Source organism: Pseudomonas sp. TSO6 (genome assembly GCF_056098905.1).
This window is the reverse complement of record NZ_JBLZWV010000040.1, coordinates 54,123-71,368: the sequence shown is the minus strand read 5'-3', so window position 1 is coordinate 71,368 and position 17,246 is coordinate 54,123. Positions and strand designations below refer to the sequence as shown.

Sequence of the window (17,246 nt, the reverse complement as noted above, 5' to 3'; positions counted from 1 at the left end):
GGGCTCAGCGGCCGATTGTTTGCGTCTGGCGGGTGAGGCTGATCAGCAGACCGGTTTCAACCTGCTGCTGCTCAGCAGTCAGCGCGTCCACGCCTTGGCGATACTGCTGCTCGTTGAGCGCGACGCGACGCAGCCTGCCCTCGGCATCCACCGGGCTTTCAGGCATGACCCTGGCCAAGGCTCGTCGCACAGAGCTGTCCAGGGATGTCACTGGGTCGGCGGTTTCATCCAGGCAGTAATAGAGGTAGTCAAGGCCTGGCCGCCAGAAGTTGGTTATCAGGCTGAACTGTGCCGCATGCTCTCGTTTCAAGTACTCGACCCAGCCCGGTTGCTGGGTCAACCATTGCTCTCGAGCGGTGGCATCCGTATCCAGTTCAAGGACCGCAGCTTTCACCTTGTCGATGATTGTCTGGTTGATCCTGGCCGTGCTGCGGTACAGCATGCCGCTGCTCGGCTCAGGGTAGTCCAGCACGGTAGCCAAGGACTGGCGCAAGGCCAGGCGCAGCTCGATATCGTCCACCAGCCCGGTTGCCAGGGCGGAGTCCGGAAAGGCAGAGGGTTCGTCGAGCACATCGTATGAGGGTAGGCCTTCATCGAAACCATCATTCAGTAGCGCCTGCTGGCGCAAGGACCGTTTCCAGCTGATGCGGTCCGCCAGTTGATTGACCTGATCGCGACGATACAACTTTCGATACAGGTTCAGTAGATCGGCCGGCCGACTACCGGCATGGCCGGCAGCGTCGTGGGCCAGCACTTCTATCTCCAAGGCACTGAATGCGTCGGCACCTGCGTCGCCGCAGGTTGGGGGGAAGTCCCCGGCGACTGTCGCGAGGCGTTCGCGCAACACGGTGTCGTGGGCAGCGGCATCCAGCAGGTCCCATACACGCGCCCCCAGGGCCTGGGCATCACGCCGCGCTTCTGCCGACTGGGCAAGACGCTCGAGTACCCCCAGCAAAGCTGCGTTTTCACCTTGATCAAACAGATTGCTCCACAGCTGCTCTTCGGCACTGCTTGCCCCGTCACGGAAAAAGCCTTGCCACGGGGAGACGTCTTCGGCGTGCTCGAATACATTGACGCCACTGCTGCCCAAGCGCGCACGTGCCTCGGCTTCCAGCGTGTTGTAGTTGAACAGCCAGCGGCGCTCAGGCAAGCGAGCGGCGACATCGCGGGCGAACGGGGTGCGTAGTACACTTGGCAAGTCTGGCAGGGTACGAATGCGGTTGGAGGAGAGGTTCAGATAGCGCAGCTGGTACTGGGGCTGGCTCATGAGGATTGTCAGGCTGTCGGGCCATTGCTGCAGTTCGCAGCGGTCAAGGTCCAGGTGGCTGAGGCGGGCCATGAAGCGCAGGTCTGGCGCCAGCCGCAGTGGGTTGCCCGACAGGTGCAATACCTTGGGATGGATCATGTCCTGAAACTGGACGGCAAGGCTCTCATCAAGTGTGATCTGGTTGTGGCCCAGCCCAAGTCCATCCAGGGGCAAACGCGTCAGGAAGGCCAAGCTGGCATTATCGAGCTGCAGCCGGTTACGGCTGAGGCCGAGCACCCGCAGGCCAGGCATCGCCCCAATGGCCTGCTGAGCAGTGGCTGAAAGGGTAGTCAGGCCATTGCCTGTCAGGCCCAGTTCGCGTAGCCGTGGTGCAGACTTGAGCGCCTCGAACAATGCTTCAGCGTCCATCTCCGGGTTACCGATGATTTCCAGGGTGTCCAGGTCAGGGAAGTTTGCCAGGAAGCCACCCTCCAGGCGTCGCATCTGCAACCCATCAAGGACGAGTTGCCGGATATGCGGCATACGGGCAGTGAACGCTGGCAGCGCTTCCAGTTGCATCTGGCTCAGCTCCAGCACTGCGCGTTGCGCGCCGCCTTCACGGCGCGAAGCACTCATCAGTCGCTCGGTGAATTGCTGGCGATCAAAGCGTTCTTCAAGGGTGCGTGAGGTGCTGACCCAGCGGTTCAGATCGCGGTTAAGCGTGCGCTGCTCGGCTTCCAATTGGCTGATTGCACTACCCAGGTCGCCTCCCTGGGCAAGTTCGGTTTGCAGCGCGCTGATGTCCTGGCTGCTGAGTTCGGGGTAGAGTGCCCGAAGTCTTCGCGCGGCCGGCAAGGCTCGCCCTTGCAAGCCACGGCCGCTCAGGGGATAGCCAAGCTGGCCGTTGGCCAATCGCAAGGGGGAGCGGAACCTGGGATTGATGGGTTGCTGGCCGAGCAGTGAGGCGCAGTGCTGGCGATCGCCGAGGGCGAGTTCCAGCAACTGGGCAGGGTCAGCCTGCGGGTGTTCGGCTTGCAGCGCCTGTTGTAGGCGCAGGCTGTCGTCGTTGGCCAGGCTGGTCCTGAAAATACCGAGGATGGCGCGGTCAAGTCGCACTCGAGCTTGCAGAAGGCGAGCTTCCTCGGCAATGCGAAGCGGCACCCGCCCGTTTGTCAGGCGTTGCCGTTCGGCGTTGCTGATGTTGGCAAGCAGTTCTTCAAGCGCGCTGTCCGGTAGCCCGGGAAACTGCCGGGCGAGGGTTTGTGCGGTTGCTGGGCGTGTGGGACGGGGTTTTTCTAGCAGGCTCTCGAACAGCGCCTCGCGATGCTGTTCCAGGTGTTGCGCGAGCTTGTTGTTCAGCGCGTGCGATCGGTGCTCGGCGGGTGTGTCACCTAGCAACTGCTCAATGGCTCCTTCATCCATCTGATCCAGCACGGTCTGGCTCAGCTGGCCATTGTCGAGGTCGGTACGGGTAATTTCGATGTCCACTTGGCCCAGCGTGTGCGGGGGGCCGTAGCGCACAGATTCGCCCCAGGGTTCTGGCCCTTGGTAAACCTTCAGCACGTTCCCCTCGGGCCACCCCGGCAGGCGCAGCAACTCAGGCAAGGCGAAGTTCTTGTACGCAGCCAGCGGCAACCCATGGCGTACGCAGTTGATGATCTGTTGAGTTTGATTGTCCAGTTGCAAGCGCTGCAGCGCGTCGATCAACAAAGCGGGTGGGCGCAGGCCCCCTGCCTGAGCGCGGCGCAGCACGTCTGGATCGGTACCGGTACCGCGCATGGCATGGTCCAGTTCGCTGTCGTCCAGGCCTGCGCTATGGTCGCCAAGGCGGCGCATGAGCTGTTCGCGGTCCCATTCCAGAGGCTGCTCATGAGCCAGTTGCCAGCGGGCATTACCGTGGTGGAGCAAGCGTGGGGCATAGGCCTGTGCATCCTCGGGGTGGCGCACGTACCATTGCTGGTCTGCGTCCTGAAACACTTCGTACAGCGTCCCATCCAGCTGGAGAAAGGTCTTCCCATCGATGTGCACATGGCCGAGCAAGTCGGGTTGGGCCCCATCAGGGATCACCGTTGTGCTCGCATAGGGCGTCATGTCGGGGTGCCAGAGCACTTCTTTGTCTTCATGCCACACACTCGTCAGCGCATCGACAAAGCCTGACGCCTGGACGAGCTTGGCGCCGGTAGCAAAGCCGGCAATCACTGCCGCATTGATTGCCAACGATTCCACTTGCGCCAGTGCTTCCCGGGTATCGCCTTCTTCCCACGCCTCGAACCCGGTGAAAACCGAGCCCATCAGGTCGTAAGCGAAAACGCCGAGCATGACTGTGTTCAACCCGGGCACGAAAAACGCAGCGACGTTCAGCACATTCATGCCCAACTCGAGCCAGTGCTTCAGTCGCTTGTCGCGTGCCCTGGCGTCGACCTCGGCGGTGGGGACCGCAATGGTTCTTGCGTCGGCTTTCATCCGCGCAAGGTGGGCGTTGTACACGGTCGCCCAAGGGTCGGTTCTGATTGGCGAGAGGGTGAAGGGGATTACGGGCATTTTTCTGGGTTTGCGTATGCCTGCTTCATCCTGCTCGAACAGCGCATGTTCCAGTTTGTCGGCCAGTTCCCTTTGCCTGTCTTTGTAGGCGAAATGCACCACGCTTTGGCGAAACTCGCTTTGCAACAGGCGGCTACGCAGGTGTTTGCCGGCTTCCTGGCGAGAAGCAAACTCCCTTATAGGGTGCTCGCTGTCGCCAGGCATATACAGGACGCAGGGGTTTGTCCGGTCAGGATTGTCTGGCCCGATGAACAGCATTTCATGGACGGGTATATCGAACAGGTTGAAGTGCCAACAATGCAACGCCTCGTTTTCATAGGTGGGGTGAGGGTTGCCGTCGCACAGTTGCCCAAGTGCATCGAGCCCGGCCTGGCTCAGCAGGCCTTTGAGTTTGGCGATCAATGCCTGGACCCTCAAGGCCTCACGGTTCGCTGCAATCGACAGGCGCTGGATTTCAGCGCGATTGGCTCCTTCATGGGTTGCAAGCAAATGGTCTTGATAGCGTTTGCCAAGGTCCAGCGCCCGACAATGCCTGACGAAGTCCGCCATCGTCAGGCCTGCCAGGGGCGTGTCGCTGCCTGGGGCGTTGGTGAGCCTGCTGTAGGGGCCGACTTCGTCCAGCCCCTCGAAGTTGTGCAGGGCAGCCTCCAGCAAGCTGCGTGTTTGCGGCTGGCCTACGGGGCGGGTGGCCAGCACGTCCGCTTCCACGTCCGGTACCAAAGGCGTTTCCACATCGGGAACGCCGACCCAGATGTTGGCCTCTGACTCAAAGGGCTGGAACACATACTGCGCCCTGTCTACAGGCACATTCAGCTTCAACCGCTCGGTCAACAGAGGGCCGCAGAACGCGATGATGTCCTTGAACTCGCCTAGCGCCTTTTTGACTTGCGCCAGCCGTTTGTTACGGGTTTGCAACGCGTTGTGCAACTGCTCACGCATTGGCCCATCGGCAGTGGCATACCACGAGTAAGGGGCGCCATCTTCATCGAGGTACTCCTTGTACAGGCTCTGCACCACTTTGCGTGTATGCGTGGGTTGAAGCGCCTTGCTCCATTTCGGTAACGATCGGGTTATCTGGCTTTGATGTAACGGTGTCGGGGTTGTCATGGTCACCATCTCTTTTGTGGAAGGAGATAGTCCACGCTGATCAAGGCGTCGGGGTGCGGTAGATAGTTGTTGGCCGCGGTCGGTCCTGCGTATGCGCGGGTCGGTGGGGGGCTGGCAGCGAGGGAGCATCTGCGAGAGGGTGAGGCAGGTCATGTTGCAGGCTTCAGCCAAGGAGAATTGCAATGCGTTCGCTGTGCAGTCCGAAAGATCACCTGCTCGACCTCGATGGTATTGAAATAGCGGTCCGCACCTGGGGCGCCGAAGACGGTATTCCCGTCCTGGCCTTGCATGGCTGGCTGGATAACGCTGCCTCGTTCGAACGCCTGGCACCGATGCTGGACGGTTGCTTTGTGGTGGCCCCCGACCTGGTCGGCCATGGCCGTTCGGACCATCGCCGCCGCGACAGTGGCTATTACCTGTGGGAGCATGCCGAAGACATGCTGGCGGTGACCGACAGCCTGGGCCTGGCGCAATTCCATGTGCTGGCCCATGGCATGGGCACCGGTGTGGCGTCGCTACTGGCGGCCATGACCAGTGGCATTGCCAGCATGACCTTCCTCGACGGCATGGGGGCACCGTTCACGGTGGCCGAGGATGACCGCGTGCAGCACCTGGCGCGGGCTTACCGGCTCAAGCGTATGGTCCAGCGCAGCCAGCTGCCGGGCTTTGCCGAGCCGGACGTCGGCCGCTTCGACGACCTTGACACCGCCCTGGCGCAACGGCGCGAGCGCCTTGACACCGAACTGTCGGAAGGTGCCGCACGGCTGCTGGCGTTGCGCGACCTGCTGCAACTGGGCGATGGCTATTGCTGGCGCCACGACCCGCGGCTGGTGTTGCCCGAACCCATGCCGCTGACCGAGCGCGACGCATGCGACCTGCTCAACCAGATCCGCTGCCCGCTGTACCTGCTGTTCGGCCGTCAAGGGGCATTCACCGGCGAGGCTTTTACCCGGCGTCAGGCAGCCTTGCCCAGCCATGCCAAGGTTTCCTGGCACCCCGGCGGGCACCACTTCCACCTGGATGCCCCGGACCGGGCGCTGGTCGACCAGCTGCTGCGGATCCTGGCGCACCATGAAGGGGGCGTGCTGCAACGCTTGGTAAACGAGTAGCTGGTTCTGTTCACTCCGGGCGAAGCTGGGCTATGGTGGCGAAACTATTCGCACTCACGGCACAAGGAGCCCGGTATGCGACCGTTCGCTATCAAGCACATAGATCATCTTGTTTTGCGGGTCAGCGACCTGCCGCGCAGTGTTGCCTTCTACACCGAGCTGCTCGGTTGCCATGTCAGCCGCGTGCGCGAAGACCTGGGCATGGTGCACCTGGCCACGGGCACGGCGATGATCGACCTGGTGACCCTGGACGGCCCGCTGGGGCGGCCAGGCGGGGCGGCGCCGGGGCTGGAAGGGCGCAACCTGCACCATTTCTGCCTGCGTATCGAGCCGTTCGACGAGGCCGCCTTGATCGCCTACCTTGAAGCTGCCGGGGTAAAAGTGGAACCGGCAGAAAAGCGCTATGGCGCTGAAGGCGAGGGGCTTTCGCTGTACTGCTTTGACCCGGATGGCAACCAGGTCGAGTTGAAGGGGCCGGTAGCGGAGGCGGTATGAGCGACCTGCACATGCGCGAGCACTGGGTCGACACCGCGCAAGGCAAGTTGTTCGCCCAGGATTGGACGCCGTTGCAGGCACAGGGGGCGCCCATTGTCCTGCTGCATGATTCGCTGGGGTGTGTGGCGTTGTGGCGCGACTTCCCAGCGCAGTTGGCGCAAGCCACCGGGCACCGGGTAATCGCCTACGACCGCTTGGGCTTTGGCCGTTCGGACGCGCATCCGGGCAGTTTGCGCCTGGGCTTTGTCGAGCGCGAGGCACAGCAGGGTTTCGCGGCGCTGCGCACGTATTTCGGCATCAGTGATTTCATTGTGTTTGGTCACAGCGTCGGCGGCGGCATGGCCGTGGCCTGCGCGGCGGCCTTCGCCAGCCAGTGTGTGGGGCTGATTACCGAGTCGGCACAGGCGTTTGTCGAAGCACGCACCCTTGAAGGCATTCGCGCAGCCGACCTGCAGTTTGCCGAGCCCGGGCAGTTGCAACGGCTGCAACGCTACCACGGCAACAAGGCCGAATGGGTGCTGCGCGCCTGGGTGGACAACTGGCTGTCCGAGGACTTTGCCGACTGGAACCTGGATGCTGCGTTGGCGCAGGTGCGCTGCCCTTTGTTGAGCCTGCATGGCGATGACGACGAGTTTGGCTCGCCCGCGCACCCCGAGCGACTGGTGGCGCTGGCGGGCGGGCCGGCGGCGATGCAGTTGCTGCAAGGGTGCGGGCATGTGCCGCATCGGGAGCAGGCGGAGGCAGTATTGAAGGCGGTCGCACGGTTTTTGCGGTGATGCCTTTGCGGACATAGTCGGTCTTGACGGCTGGCGCTCCCACAAAAGTCCGTGATGTGCCGCTACAGCTTCTGCATGCGCACCCTCTACGCCGCACTGTTCTTCATTGGTTTCATTGCCGCAGCACTGTCATTGGCAGCCCACCCGGTGATGCCGTATCGTTCATGCCGCCCTCTTGTGCATGGCCAGGCGGGTGGATATCCCGGCAATCCCGATTATGCTTCATTTACCTTGCTGCGATCCGAGGCGGCCCGCCTCGTCGTGCTTCGCGCAACCAAAGCAAGCCCCAGGGCCTGGGTGCGACGGTGAAGTGGTTGTGAGGTGCTCCGGCCTGCCTGACGACAAGACGGAGGCAACCTATGGCGGTTATCGACAGCGCATCCACGGGCAGTAGCGCGCCCCAACGCGGCATTACCAAGGAGGAGCGCAAGGTCATCTTCGCCTCGTCCCTGGGCACGGTGTTCGAATGGTACGACTTCTACCTGTATGGTTCACTGGCCGCGATCATCGCCAGGCACTTCTTTGCCGGCGTCAATGAAACCACCTCGTTCATCTTCGCCTTGCTGGCCTTCGCTGCCGGTTTTGCCGTACGGCCGTTCGGAGCTATCGTGTTCGGTCGCCTGGGCGACATGATCGGGCGCAAGCACACCTTCCTCATCACCATCGTCATCATGGGCCTGTCTACGGCACTGGTGGGCCTGCTACCAAGCTACACCACGATTGGCGTGGCCGCGCCGATCATCCTGGTCACCTTGCGTTTGCTGCAGGGCCTGGCCCTGGGTGGCGAGTACGGCGGCGCGGCCACCTATGTGGCCGAACATGCGCCCAAGGGCCGACGCGGCTTCTTTACCGCCTGGATCCAGACCACCGCGACCCTGGGGCTGTTCCTGTCGCTGCTGGTGATCATGACCTGTCGCACGGTCATGGGTACCGAGGTGTTCGAGGCCTGGGGCTGGCGGGTACCGTTCCTGCTGTCGATCCTGTTGCTGGCAATCTCGGTGTACATCCGTATGCAGCTCAACGAGTCGCCGGTGTTCCTGAAGATGAAGACCGAGGGCAAGGCATCCAAGGCACCGCTGACCGAGTCGTTCGCCCGCTGGGACAACCTCAAGGTGGTGATCATGTCGCTGCTGGGCGGCACCGCCGGGCAGGCCGTGGTCTGGTACACCGGGCAGTTCTATGCGCTGTTCTTCCTGTTGCAGATGCTCAAGATCGAGCCGCAGACGGCCAACCTGCTGATTGCCGGCTCGTTGCTGATCGGCACGCCGTTCTTCATCTTCTTCGGTAGCCTGTCCGACCGCATTGGCCGCAAGAAGATCATCATGGCCGGCTGCATCATCGCTGCGCTGACCTATTTCCCGATCTTCAAGGCGTTGACCGAGTACGGCAACCCGGATGTGTTCGTCGCCCAGGAGCAGAACCCGGTCGTGGTGGTGGCTGACCCTGGCCAGTGCGCGTTCCAGTTCGACCCGGTGGGCAAGGCCAAATTCACCAGCTCCTGCGACATTGCCAAGAGCCTGCTGGCCAAGCGCGCCATTCCCTATACCAACCAGGCGGCCGAACCTGGCAGCGTGGCGCAGATTCGTATTGGTGAGCGGGTGCTGCCGAGCTTTGAAGGCAGCAGCATGGCCGCAGCGGACTTCAAAGTGCGGAGCGAGGCGTTTACCGCCACCTTGAGTGGTGCGTTGAAAGAAGCAGGCTACCCGGAAAAGGCTGACCCGGCGAAGATCCACTACCCGATGGTGCTGCTGTTGCTGACCATCCTGGTGATCTACGTGACCATGGTCTATGGGCCTATCGCCGCCTGGCTGGTGGAGCTGTTCCCGGCGCGTATCCGCTACACCTCGATGTCGCTGCCTTACCACATCGGTAATGGCTGGTTCGGCGGCTTCCTGCCGACGGTTGCGTTCGCCATGGTGGCGGCGACCGGGGATATCTATTACGGCTTGTGGTACCCGATCGTGATCGCGGTAATGACGGCGGTGTTGGGGATCCTGTTCCTGCCCGAGACCAAGGACCGGGATATCAACTGATGGGGCAGCTGTGCCGGCCTCTTCGCGGGCTCGCCCGCTCCCACAGATACAACACAGATTTCACGGCCTGTGTTGTACCTGTGGGAGCGGGCGAGCCCGCTAAGAGGCCGGTACAGCCCATTAATCAATCGAAGTAGCCGCGCAGGCCAAAGGCGTACCCGGTATCCACCTGCGCCGCCTCACCCCGGCCCCAGCGCTTCTTCAGCACGAACTCGAACGCCGGCTCGTACAACCCGTCGCGCACCAGCGCCCCCGCCAGTACCTCCACGTCATACCAGCCATTGTCCAGCTCGATGATCGGCCGCCCCGGCACCTGGTAGCGGGCAATCAGGTCACCCAGGGTCTTGGGTGTGAAGTGCTGCAGGATGCGCCAGGTGTACAGCATCAGCGCACCGTGCTCGACCCGCAAAACATAGCCATTACGCCGGTGCTTCAGGCGGCTGCCAGCTTCGCGCAGGGCCGGGGTATGGCCATCGAGGGTGAACAGAATGCGGTAGGGCAGGTTGTCGACCCCGCCAGCGGCAGCACGACGCCTTCGCGTACCGCCTTGTCGCCGATGTCACCATGGGTAAAGGCGTAGGCGAGGTCGTCCGGTAGCTCATGCTCCTGCTTGAAACGTTCGAGCAACTGGATATCGCCAAGCAGAAAGTAATCGACCAGGTCGTTCAGTACTTCGCTGAATTCGTGGCGCATCTGTTTTCCTTATTGGTGCGCGTGGGGCTGTCTGTGTTTCTGGGCGATCTGGATCAGGTTGCCACAGGTGTCATCGAACACGGCCACGGTGACGGGGCCAATGTCGGTGGGCGGCTGGGTGAATTGCACGCCCGCCGCGCAGAGGCGGGTGTATTCGGCCTGTATATCGCGCACGCCAAACGAGGTGGCGGGGATGCCATCCTGCTTGAGCGCGGCCTTGTACACCTTGGACGCCGGGTGCGCGTCGGGCTCCAGCAACAGCTCGACGCCGTTGGGATCGTTGGGGGAGGTCAGCGTCAGCCAGCGGTGCCGGCCCATGGGGATGTCGTGCCTGGGCTCGAAACCGAGTACGTAGTGGTAGAAGGCCAGGGCCTTGGCCTGGTCGTCGACAAGAATGCTGGTGACCACGATCTTCATAGGCGTACACCGTAATGCTGAGGCCGTTGGGTATCAGTAAAGACGTTCGGGAGTATTTGGCCAGCAGCTGTTCCCGGGCTCGGGCGATCGCTCTACAAAAAAACTGCTCAAGCCATAGGTAAATCCTTCATCACCCGGCCCCCGTCCGCCAGCCAGCGGGGTTAAAGTGTCAGGCATGATCCCTGCGCGCCCAAAACGGCGTCAAAGAGGTGCCCGTGGCTGCCTATACCCTGCGACAACTCAAGTACTTCGTCACCACCGTGGAGGCCGGTAGCGTTGCCGAAGCCTCTCGCCAGCTGTACATCGCCCAGCCGTCCATTTCCACGGCCATCAAGAGCCTGGAAGAAAGTTTCGGCGTGCAGCTGTTCATTCGCCACCATGCCCAGGGTGTGTCGTTGACGCCCAGCGGCAAGCGTTTCTACGCCAAGACCCGATCCCTGCTGCAGATGGCCCACGAGTTCGAGCAGAACGCCCTGGCTGACAACGACACCGTCGCCGGGCAGATCGACATCGGCTGTTTCGAAACCGTGGCACCGTTGTATCTGCCGCGCCTGATCGCCGCCTTCCGCCAGCGTTACCCAGGCGTGGATATCCGCCTGCGCGACGGCGAGCAGCAAGAGCTGATACAGGGCCTGACTGCCGGAACGTTCGACCTGGCGTTTCTCTACGATCATGACCTGGACGGCACCATCGAAGCCGAGCCGCTGATGCCGCCGCAAAAACCTTACGTGCTGCTGCCAGAAAACCACCGCTTTGCCGGCCAGGCCCAGGTATCGCTGCGTGACCTGTGCCCGGAGCCGATGATCCTGCTGGACGTGGCTCCCAGCCGCACCTACTTCGTCAGCCTGTTCAACGAGATGGGTTTGACGCCGAACATCGTCTTCAGCTCACCGTCGATCGAGATGGTGCGGGGCATGGTCGGGCAGGGTTTCGGTTTTTCGCTGCTGGTGACCCGACCGCATTCGGAATACACCTACGACGGCCAGCGTCTGGCCCTGCTGGATATCGCCGAGCCGGTGGCGCTGTCGGGGCTGGCGGCGGCGTGGTTGAAGCGGGTGCAACTGACCAAGCCTGCACAGTTGTTTGTGGAGTTTTGCCGGGAAGAACTGGCGAAGTTCTGAAAGCGGCACGCCATGCTGTACATCTAGGGGCATGGCGTGCCCGCTGATCAAGGATTGATCTGATAGCCGCGCCCTTGCAGGCAACCGCTGTAGGCACTGGCATGGGCCTGGGTTTTGGCCTCGCCTTCGCTGCGCCGATCCTGGCGCCGGTCCTGGCGCTGGCGCATGCCGCCGACCGCCGCACCGGCAGCGGCCGTTTCGCCGGCACGGTTTTGCCGGTATTGCTGTTTGGCATCGTCACTGGCCCGGTCATACAGCTCTTCGTGCTGGTTGCCGCGCACTTGCGCGCCCACGGCACCGGCGGCGGCGCCTGCTGCTGCCCCACGCACCCGGCCACCGACATGGGCTTCGCTGGACGTCGCGGTGCTGTTCGCGGCATTGGTAGCGACGGTATTGCAATCGTTGATGTCCAGTTGCATCTGCTGGCTGCTCTGGCCCTTGAGCGGCACTACCGACTGCGCCTGGGCTGCCGATGCCGCACACAGCAGCACCAGCAGGTAACTCCACGTGAATGTACGCATGGCACACCTCCACCGGGCAGAAAGCCCGTGTCACAGGATAGCCCGGCTGCAAGCCAGCGACAGGCCGGTCGAACGTAAATCGAGTGGGCCAGCCAAACGGCTTGCCGAAAACAAACCAGGTGCCCTCCGGGCAGCGCTTGCCAGGAGGTTCGGGACAATGGGCACATCCGCTGACGCATTGCAGTTTTCCCGTCTAGGCTTGCTGACTTAGGTGCGGCTTGCAGGTCTATCCGTGGAATCGACATGACCCAGTGCCAAGATCTGATCATCTGTGAGTACTGCGACACGGTGTACCAGCGTACGCCTTTGCTCAAGCACCAGCGCGCCCTTTGCCAGCGCTGTGGCGGCGTGCTGTACCGGCACACGTCATTGACCATCGAGCAGCGGCTGGCCTTGAGTGTGACCGGCGGCATCCTGCTGGTGTTCGCCAACGCCTACCCGGTGATGACCATCGGCATGCAGGGCCTCACCCATTCGGCGACGTTATGGGATGCCGTGCAGATCCTCAGCCACGGCAGCATCACCTTCATCGCCCTGGTCATGGCGTTGTCGATCATCTTTGCGCCGGTGCTGCAGATTGCCATGTTGTGCTGGGTGTTGAGTTTTGCCCTGGCCGGCCAGCGTGCCCCCGGTTTTGCCCTGTGCATGCGCGGCCTGGAAAGCCTGCGACCGTGGAGCATGCTGGAAGTATGCCTGCTGGGGGCGATGGTGGCGGTGATCAAGCTGGCCGGGCTGCTCGATGTCATCCCTGGTATAGGCCTGCTGGCCCTGGCCGCGCTGAGCATGCTGATCATCCGTATCGCCGGTAAGGATATTCGCGACTTGTGGGTGCAGGTATGAGTCACCCGGCCAACGCCGACCAACTGGGGCTGTGCCTGTGCCATGGCTGCGGCCAGGCCTGTGATCTGAGCAGCGGTGACCACACCTGCACGCGCTGCGGCGCCGCCATTCACCGGCGCAAGGCCAATGCCATCGCTCGTGGCTGGGCGTTTTTGCTGGCGGCGCTGGTGTTCTACATCCCGGCCAACCTGCTGCCGGTGATGCACACCGAAATGCTTGGCAGTGGCAGCGAAAGCACCATTGGTGGTGGTGTGCTGGAGTTCTGGGAGGCCGGCGCCTGGGACATTGCGCTGATCATCTTCATTGCCAGCGTGGGGGTGCCTGCCATCAAGTTCTTCTCGCTCGGCCTGCTGCTGTTCACCGCCCAGCACCGTTCCCGCTGGGCCTGCCGCCAGCGCTCGCAACTGTACCGCTTCGTCGAGCTGATCGGGTACTGGTCGATGCTCGATGTCATGGTGGTGGCGCTGGTGGCGGCGTTGGTGCAGCTGCGCGGGCTGGGCACCATCGAGCCGCGGGTGGGCATCCTGTTCTTTGGCATGGTGGTGGTGCTGACCATGTTTTCTGCGATGAGCTTCGATCCACGCCTGATCTGGGATAGCCATGCCAACGAGGGGAGGCCGCACTGATGGGGCAGCAGACTGACGAGCGCGAAGGCGCGGGGCAGGTTGAAGTACGCACCCGGCGCTGGAATGTGTCGCTGGTGTGGATCGTGCCGATCCTGGCAATCCTGATTGGCGCTTCACTGGTGGTGCGCAACTGGATGCAGCAGGGCCCGGTCATTGCCATTTCCTTCCACTCGGGGGAGGGGCTGGTGGCCGGCAAGACCCAGGTCAAGTACCGCAGCGTGGTGATTGGCGAAGTCACGACGGTGGACTTGGCCGATGACAAGAAAAGCGTGGTCGCCAAGGTGCAGTTGACCGATGATGCCCGCGCGTTCGCCACTCAGGGCGCGCGCTTCTGGGTGGTGCGCCCGCGCATTGGCGTGGGCGGAATCTCCGGGGTGGATACGTTGCTGTCGGGCAGTTTCATCGGGGCTGATTCCGGCGAATCGAAAGTACCGGAAAAGTCCTTTGTCGGCCTGGAACTGCCGCCGCCTATTACCTTCGACGAAAAGGGCAAGCGTTTCTTCCTCACCGCCAGCGACCTGGGTTCGCTGGATGTCGGCTCGTCGATCTATTACCGCAAGATCCCGGTGGGCGAGGTGGTGTCCTTTGCCCTGCAGGACGATGGCAAAGGGGTGGAGATTGGCGTGTTCGTGCAGGCCCCCTACGACAGTTTCGTCACCGCTGACAGCCGATTCTGGAATGCCAGTGGCGTCGACATGCAGATTGGCGCCAATGGCCTGAAAGTCGATACCGAATCGCTGTCATCGATCCTGGTGGGCGGGCTGGCCTTTGGCTCGCCCGATTTTGCCCCGCAGGCCGAGCCTGCTGCCGATCAGGCCCGCTTCCAGCTGTTTGCCGACCGGGACTCCGCCTTGGCCCCGCCCAATGGCCAGGCACAATACCTGCAGTTGCGCTTCGACCAGGCCATGCGCGGCCTGTCGGTGGGTGCGCCGGTGGAGTTCAAGGGCGTGGAGTTTGGCAGGGTCACCTCGATCAAGCTTGACTACGATGCCGAGCGGCAGTCCTTCCCGGTGGTGGTCGATGCGGTGGTGTACCCACAGCGGCTGGGGCCGGTGCACCGCAAGATGCTGGCAGTGTTCAAGCACACCGAGGGCGATGTGGATGGGGCGCGGCGGCTGATCGGCACCTTCGTCGAGCACGGGCTGCGGGCGCAGGCGCGTAGCGGCAACCTCATAACCGGGCAGATGTTCATATCCCTGGACTTTTACCCGGGTGCTCCCAAGGTGGCCTTCGACATGGCCGCCAACCCCATCACCATCCCCACCTTGCCGGGCAGCCTGGAACAGTTGCAGGAGCAGTTGCAGCGCGTGGTCGAGCGCATAGCCAAGCTGCCGCTGGAAAGCATTGCCAGCAACCTGGATGGTAGCCTGCGTGAGCTGCGCGCCAGCCTCAAGCAGTTCAATGGCCAGACGTTGCCGGATGTGAAGGTGGCGCTGGACGAAGTGCACAAGACCCTGCGCACGGCCAATGCGGCCATTTCCGAGGACTCCCCGCAGCGCGAGCGGATGGGCGAAACACTGGACGAACTGGAGCGCATGTCGCGGTCGCTGCGCGACCTTGCCGACTACCTGGGCCGGCACCCCGAGTCGCTGATTCGCGGGCGGCCGAAAGCGGCCGGGGCCGCAGAGCTTGAACCCTGAGGAGACAGCCGATGCAACGACTGCGCAATGTGTGTGTGGCCAGCCTGCTGGTGTGGCTCGGGGGCTGCAGCAGTACGCCGAACAACTACCACACGCTGGTGCCGAACGAGCCGATGCGTGACAGCGGGCAGCACATCCGGGTGACCCGGGTGGTCGTGCCGCCCCAGGTGGATCGCCCGCAACTGGTGGTGCGGCAAGGGCAGAGTGGCCTGGCCATTCTGGAGACGGAATGGTGGGGTGCCAACCTGGTGGATGAGTTTCGCAGCGCCTTGCAGGACCAGCTGGGTGGGCCGGCGGGTGACGCCAAGGCGGCAGTGCGGGTGGACGTACAACGCTTCGATACGGTGCCGGGGCGCTATGCCTCGCTGGAAACCGTGTGGCGCCTGAAGCTGGTGGGGCAGGCTGAGCTGACCTGCCGCACCTCGGTGCAGACTGCCGCTGACAACAGCATCACCAGCCTGGTAAATGCGCACCAGGCCAACCTGCGCAAACTGGCCGAGGCAGTGCGGGGCAGTGCCGCTCGGGGTCGCTGCTCGCCATCTGCCTGAAGGCCTGTCGACCTGTGTTCACGCCTGCGTGGCCTTGCGCAGCGGCACCTCGCGCAGCAGCCAGGACAGTGCGAAAGCCACGCTGGTGATCACCCCGGCCAGCAGGAACACACCATGCATTGCCCCGGAAAACGCCTGCAGGTAACTGTGCTGCAGGGCCGTGGGCAGGGCATGCACGGCGGCCGGCGATAGGCTCGCGGCACCCCCGGCACTGGCGGCGAAGTCACTGCCCAGGCCGCCCAGCAAGCTGTGCGAGAACAAGGCGCCGAACAGCGACACACCGATGGCGCCGCCAATCGAGCGGAACAAGGTGGCCCCGGAGGTGGCCACGCCCATGTGGCGCAATTCGACGCTGTTCTGCACGGCCAGGATCAGCACCTGCATGACCATACCCAGGCCGCCCCCCAGCAAGCCCATGTACAGGTTCATCAGCGCCATGGGCGTGTCCAGCTGTAGCCGGCTGAGCAGGCCCAGGGCAATCACTTGCAGCAGGGTGCCGATGATCGGGAACACCCGGTAACGCCCCCAGCGGCTGATCAGCCGCCCGGTAACCGCCGACACCACCAGCAGGCCACCCATCAGTGGCAGCATCTGCAGCCCGGCACTGGTGGGCGTGGCGTTCTTCACCACCTGCATGTACAACGGCAGGAAGGTGACGGCGCCGAACAGCGACACCCCGACGATGAAACCGATCAGCCCGGCAAGCACGAAGGTCCGGTGACGGAACAGGTGCAGCGGCATGATTGGCTCGACGGCGCGGCGTTGTTCCAGGACGAAGCCGACCAGGCCGATCAGGGCGAACAGCGCAAGGCACAGCATGTCCAGCGACTGCCACGCCAGCAGGCTGCCGCCGAGGCTGGTGATGAGCACCAGGGCAGCCAATGCCACGGTAAGGAAGAACGCGCCGATGTAGTCCACCGTATGCCGTACCAAAGCCACGTGCGGGCGGAACACGCTGCCGATCACCAGCAGCGCCAGCAGGCCCAGGGGCAGGTTGATGTAGAAGATCCAGTGCCACGACAGCTGCTCGACCAGAAAACCGCCGATCAGCGGCCCTACCACGGTGGCCAGGCCGAACACGCCACCGAACAGGCCCTGGTAGCGGCCACGTTCGGCAGGCGGGATGACATCGCCGATGGCGGCCATCGCCACCACCATCAAGCCGCCGCCACCCAGCCCTTGCAGGGTGCGGAAGGCGATCAGCTGGGCCATGTCCTGTGCTGCGCCACACAAGGCCGAGCCCAGCAGGAACAGCACGATGGCCACCTGCAGCACACGCTTGCGGCCGAACTGGTCACCGAACTTGCCATACAGCGGTACCACTACCGTGGAGGCCAGCAGGTAAGCGGTGACCACCCACGACAGCCAGCGCAGCCCACCGAGGTCGCTGACGATGGTTGGCAGTGCGGTCGAGACAATGGTCTGGTCGAGGGCGGCCAGGAACATCACCAACATCAGCGCTGCCAGCAGCAGTGGAATGGAGGTTTGCGCATCCGTTGCGGCGGGGGAGGTATCAGTGGATACAGGTTGCAC

Annotated in this window: 14 protein-coding genes and 1 pseudogene; 10 read left to right on the top strand and 5 right to left on the bottom strand. The window is 63.1% G+C overall.

What is annotated here, in order from left to right:
- Positions 1-4 precede the first annotated feature (4 nt).
- A complete protein-coding gene (locus ACN6NG_RS18485) occupies positions 5-4,801 on the bottom strand; it encodes an NEL-type E3 ubiquitin ligase domain-containing protein (protein WP_474315407.1) in 4,797 nt (1,598 codons plus the stop codon).
- 275 nt (positions 4,802-5,076) lie between these two features.
- Here ACN6NG_RS18485 and ACN6NG_RS18480 point away from each other — a divergent pair, with 275 nt between their 5' ends.
- From ACN6NG_RS18480 to ACN6NG_RS18460, 5 genes are all read left to right on the top strand, one after another.
- Positions 5,077-6,003 carry an alpha/beta fold hydrolase gene (locus ACN6NG_RS18480; RefSeq protein ID WP_016500352.1) on the top strand — a complete coding sequence of 309 codons (927 nt, stop codon included), beginning with the start codon at positions 5,077-5,079 and terminating at the stop codon, positions 6,001-6,003.
- Between the two features lie 75 nt (positions 6,004-6,078).
- The gene (locus ACN6NG_RS18475) at positions 6,079-6,498 is read left to right on the top strand and encodes a VOC family protein (protein ID WP_063422907.1); all 420 of its coding nucleotides are present in this window, start codon (positions 6,079-6,081) and stop codon (positions 6,496-6,498) included.
- Positions 6,495-7,274, top strand: coding sequence for an alpha/beta fold hydrolase (locus tag ACN6NG_RS18470; protein ID WP_063422908.1), 780 nt, complete (start codon positions 6,495-6,497; stop codon positions 7,272-7,274). The genes ACN6NG_RS18475 and ACN6NG_RS18470 overlap by 4 nt, the downstream gene beginning before the upstream one ends.
- Before the next feature lie 75 nt (positions 7,275-7,349).
- Complete coding sequence (locus ACN6NG_RS18465) at positions 7,350-7,583, top strand: hypothetical protein (RefSeq protein ID WP_155737816.1); 234 nt, start codon at positions 7,350-7,352, stop codon at positions 7,581-7,583.
- A gap of 50 nt (positions 7,584-7,633) precedes the next feature.
- A complete protein-coding gene (locus ACN6NG_RS18460) occupies positions 7,634-9,307 on the top strand; it encodes an MFS transporter (RefSeq protein WP_063422909.1) in 1,674 nt (557 codons plus the stop codon).
- A 124-nt stretch (positions 9,308-9,431) separates the two neighbouring features.
- On the opposite strand, the pseudogene ACN6NG_RS18455 reads toward ACN6NG_RS18460, so the two are convergent.
- Positions 9,432-10,000 (bottom strand): annotated as a pseudogene (locus ACN6NG_RS18455) (hypothetical protein).
- 9 nt (positions 10,001-10,009) lie between these two features.
- The gene (locus ACN6NG_RS18450; RefSeq protein WP_063422911.1) at positions 10,010-10,417 is read right to left on the bottom strand and encodes a VOC family protein; all 408 of its coding nucleotides are present in this window, start codon (positions 10,415-10,417) and stop codon (positions 10,010-10,012) included.
- 215 nt (positions 10,418-10,632) lie between these two features.
- Between ACN6NG_RS18450 and ACN6NG_RS18445 the strand changes: the two genes are divergently transcribed.
- Positions 10,633-11,538: a LysR family transcriptional regulator gene (locus ACN6NG_RS18445; protein ID WP_016500346.1), complete on the top strand. Its 906-nt coding sequence runs from the start codon at positions 10,633-10,635 to the stop codon at positions 11,536-11,538.
- Between the two features lie 47 nt (positions 11,539-11,585).
- Here the strand turns inward: ACN6NG_RS18445 and ACN6NG_RS18440 are convergent, their stop codons facing one another.
- On the bottom strand, positions 11,586-12,059 hold the full coding sequence (locus ACN6NG_RS18440; protein WP_028613554.1) for a YMGG-like glycine zipper-containing protein: 474 nt from the start codon (positions 12,057-12,059) through the stop codon (positions 11,586-11,588).
- Positions 12,060-12,302: 243 nt separating this feature from the next.
- Between ACN6NG_RS18440 and ACN6NG_RS18435 the strand changes: the two genes are divergently transcribed.
- Genes ACN6NG_RS18435 through ACN6NG_RS18420 form a run of 4 tightly spaced genes read left to right on the top strand, consistent with a single transcriptional unit; the run spans position 12,303 to position 15,713 of the window.
- Positions 12,303-12,899 carry a paraquat-inducible protein A gene (locus tag ACN6NG_RS18435; protein ID WP_063422912.1) on the top strand — a complete coding sequence of 199 codons (597 nt, stop codon included), beginning with the start codon at positions 12,303-12,305 and terminating at the stop codon, positions 12,897-12,899.
- Positions 12,896-13,525, top strand: coding sequence for a paraquat-inducible protein A (locus tag ACN6NG_RS18430; RefSeq protein WP_063422913.1), 630 nt, complete (start codon positions 12,896-12,898; stop codon positions 13,523-13,525). Before ACN6NG_RS18435 ends, ACN6NG_RS18430 begins: the two co-directional genes overlap by 4 nt.
- Entirely contained in the window at positions 13,525-15,165 is a 1,641-nt protein-coding gene (locus ACN6NG_RS18425) for a PqiB family protein (RefSeq protein ID WP_063422914.1), read from the top strand. The genes ACN6NG_RS18430 and ACN6NG_RS18425 overlap by 1 nt, the downstream gene beginning before the upstream one ends.
- Before the next feature lie 11 nt (positions 15,166-15,176).
- A complete protein-coding gene (locus ACN6NG_RS18420; protein WP_063422915.1) occupies positions 15,177-15,713 on the top strand; it encodes a PqiC family protein in 537 nt (178 codons plus the stop codon).
- Between the two features lie 18 nt (positions 15,714-15,731).
- On the opposite strand, the gene ACN6NG_RS18415 is transcribed toward ACN6NG_RS18420, so the two are convergent.
- Entirely contained in the window at positions 15,732-17,246 is a 1,515-nt protein-coding gene (locus ACN6NG_RS18415) for an MDR family MFS transporter (RefSeq protein ID WP_063422916.1), read from the bottom strand.

Excerpts from the sequence above, each read along its gene's own strand:
- ACN6NG_RS18480 (WP_016500352.1), top strand. The coding sequence starts at position 5,077 with ATGCGTTCGCTGTGCAGTCCGAAAGATCACCTGCTCGACCTCGATGGT.
- ACN6NG_RS18475 (WP_063422907.1), top strand. The coding sequence starts at position 6,079 with ATGCGACCGTTCGCTATCAAGCACATAGATCATCTTGTTTTGCGGGTC.
- ACN6NG_RS18470 (WP_063422908.1), top strand. The coding sequence starts at position 6,495 with ATGAGCGACCTGCACATGCGCGAGCACTGGGTCGACACCGCGCAAGGC.
- ACN6NG_RS18465 (WP_155737816.1), top strand. The coding sequence starts at position 7,350 with ATGCGCACCCTCTACGCCGCACTGTTCTTCATTGGTTTCATTGCCGCA.
- ACN6NG_RS18460 (WP_063422909.1), top strand. The coding sequence starts at position 7,634 with ATGGCGGTTATCGACAGCGCATCCACGGGCAGTAGCGCGCCCCAACGC.
- ACN6NG_RS18450 (WP_063422911.1), bottom strand. The coding sequence starts at position 10,417 with ATGAAGATCGTGGTCACCAGCATTCTTGTCGACGACCAGGCCAAGGCC.
- ACN6NG_RS18440 (WP_028613554.1), bottom strand. The coding sequence starts at position 12,059 with ATGCGTACATTCACGTGGAGTTACCTGCTGGTGCTGCTGTGTGCGGCA.
- ACN6NG_RS18435 (WP_063422912.1), top strand. The coding sequence starts at position 12,303 with ATGACCCAGTGCCAAGATCTGATCATCTGTGAGTACTGCGACACGGTG.
- ACN6NG_RS18430 (WP_063422913.1), top strand. The coding sequence starts at position 12,896 with ATGAGTCACCCGGCCAACGCCGACCAACTGGGGCTGTGCCTGTGCCAT.
- ACN6NG_RS18425 (WP_063422914.1), top strand. The coding sequence starts at position 13,525 with ATGGGGCAGCAGACTGACGAGCGCGAAGGCGCGGGGCAGGTTGAAGTA.
- ACN6NG_RS18420 (WP_063422915.1), top strand. The coding sequence starts at position 15,177 with ATGCAACGACTGCGCAATGTGTGTGTGGCCAGCCTGCTGGTGTGGCTC.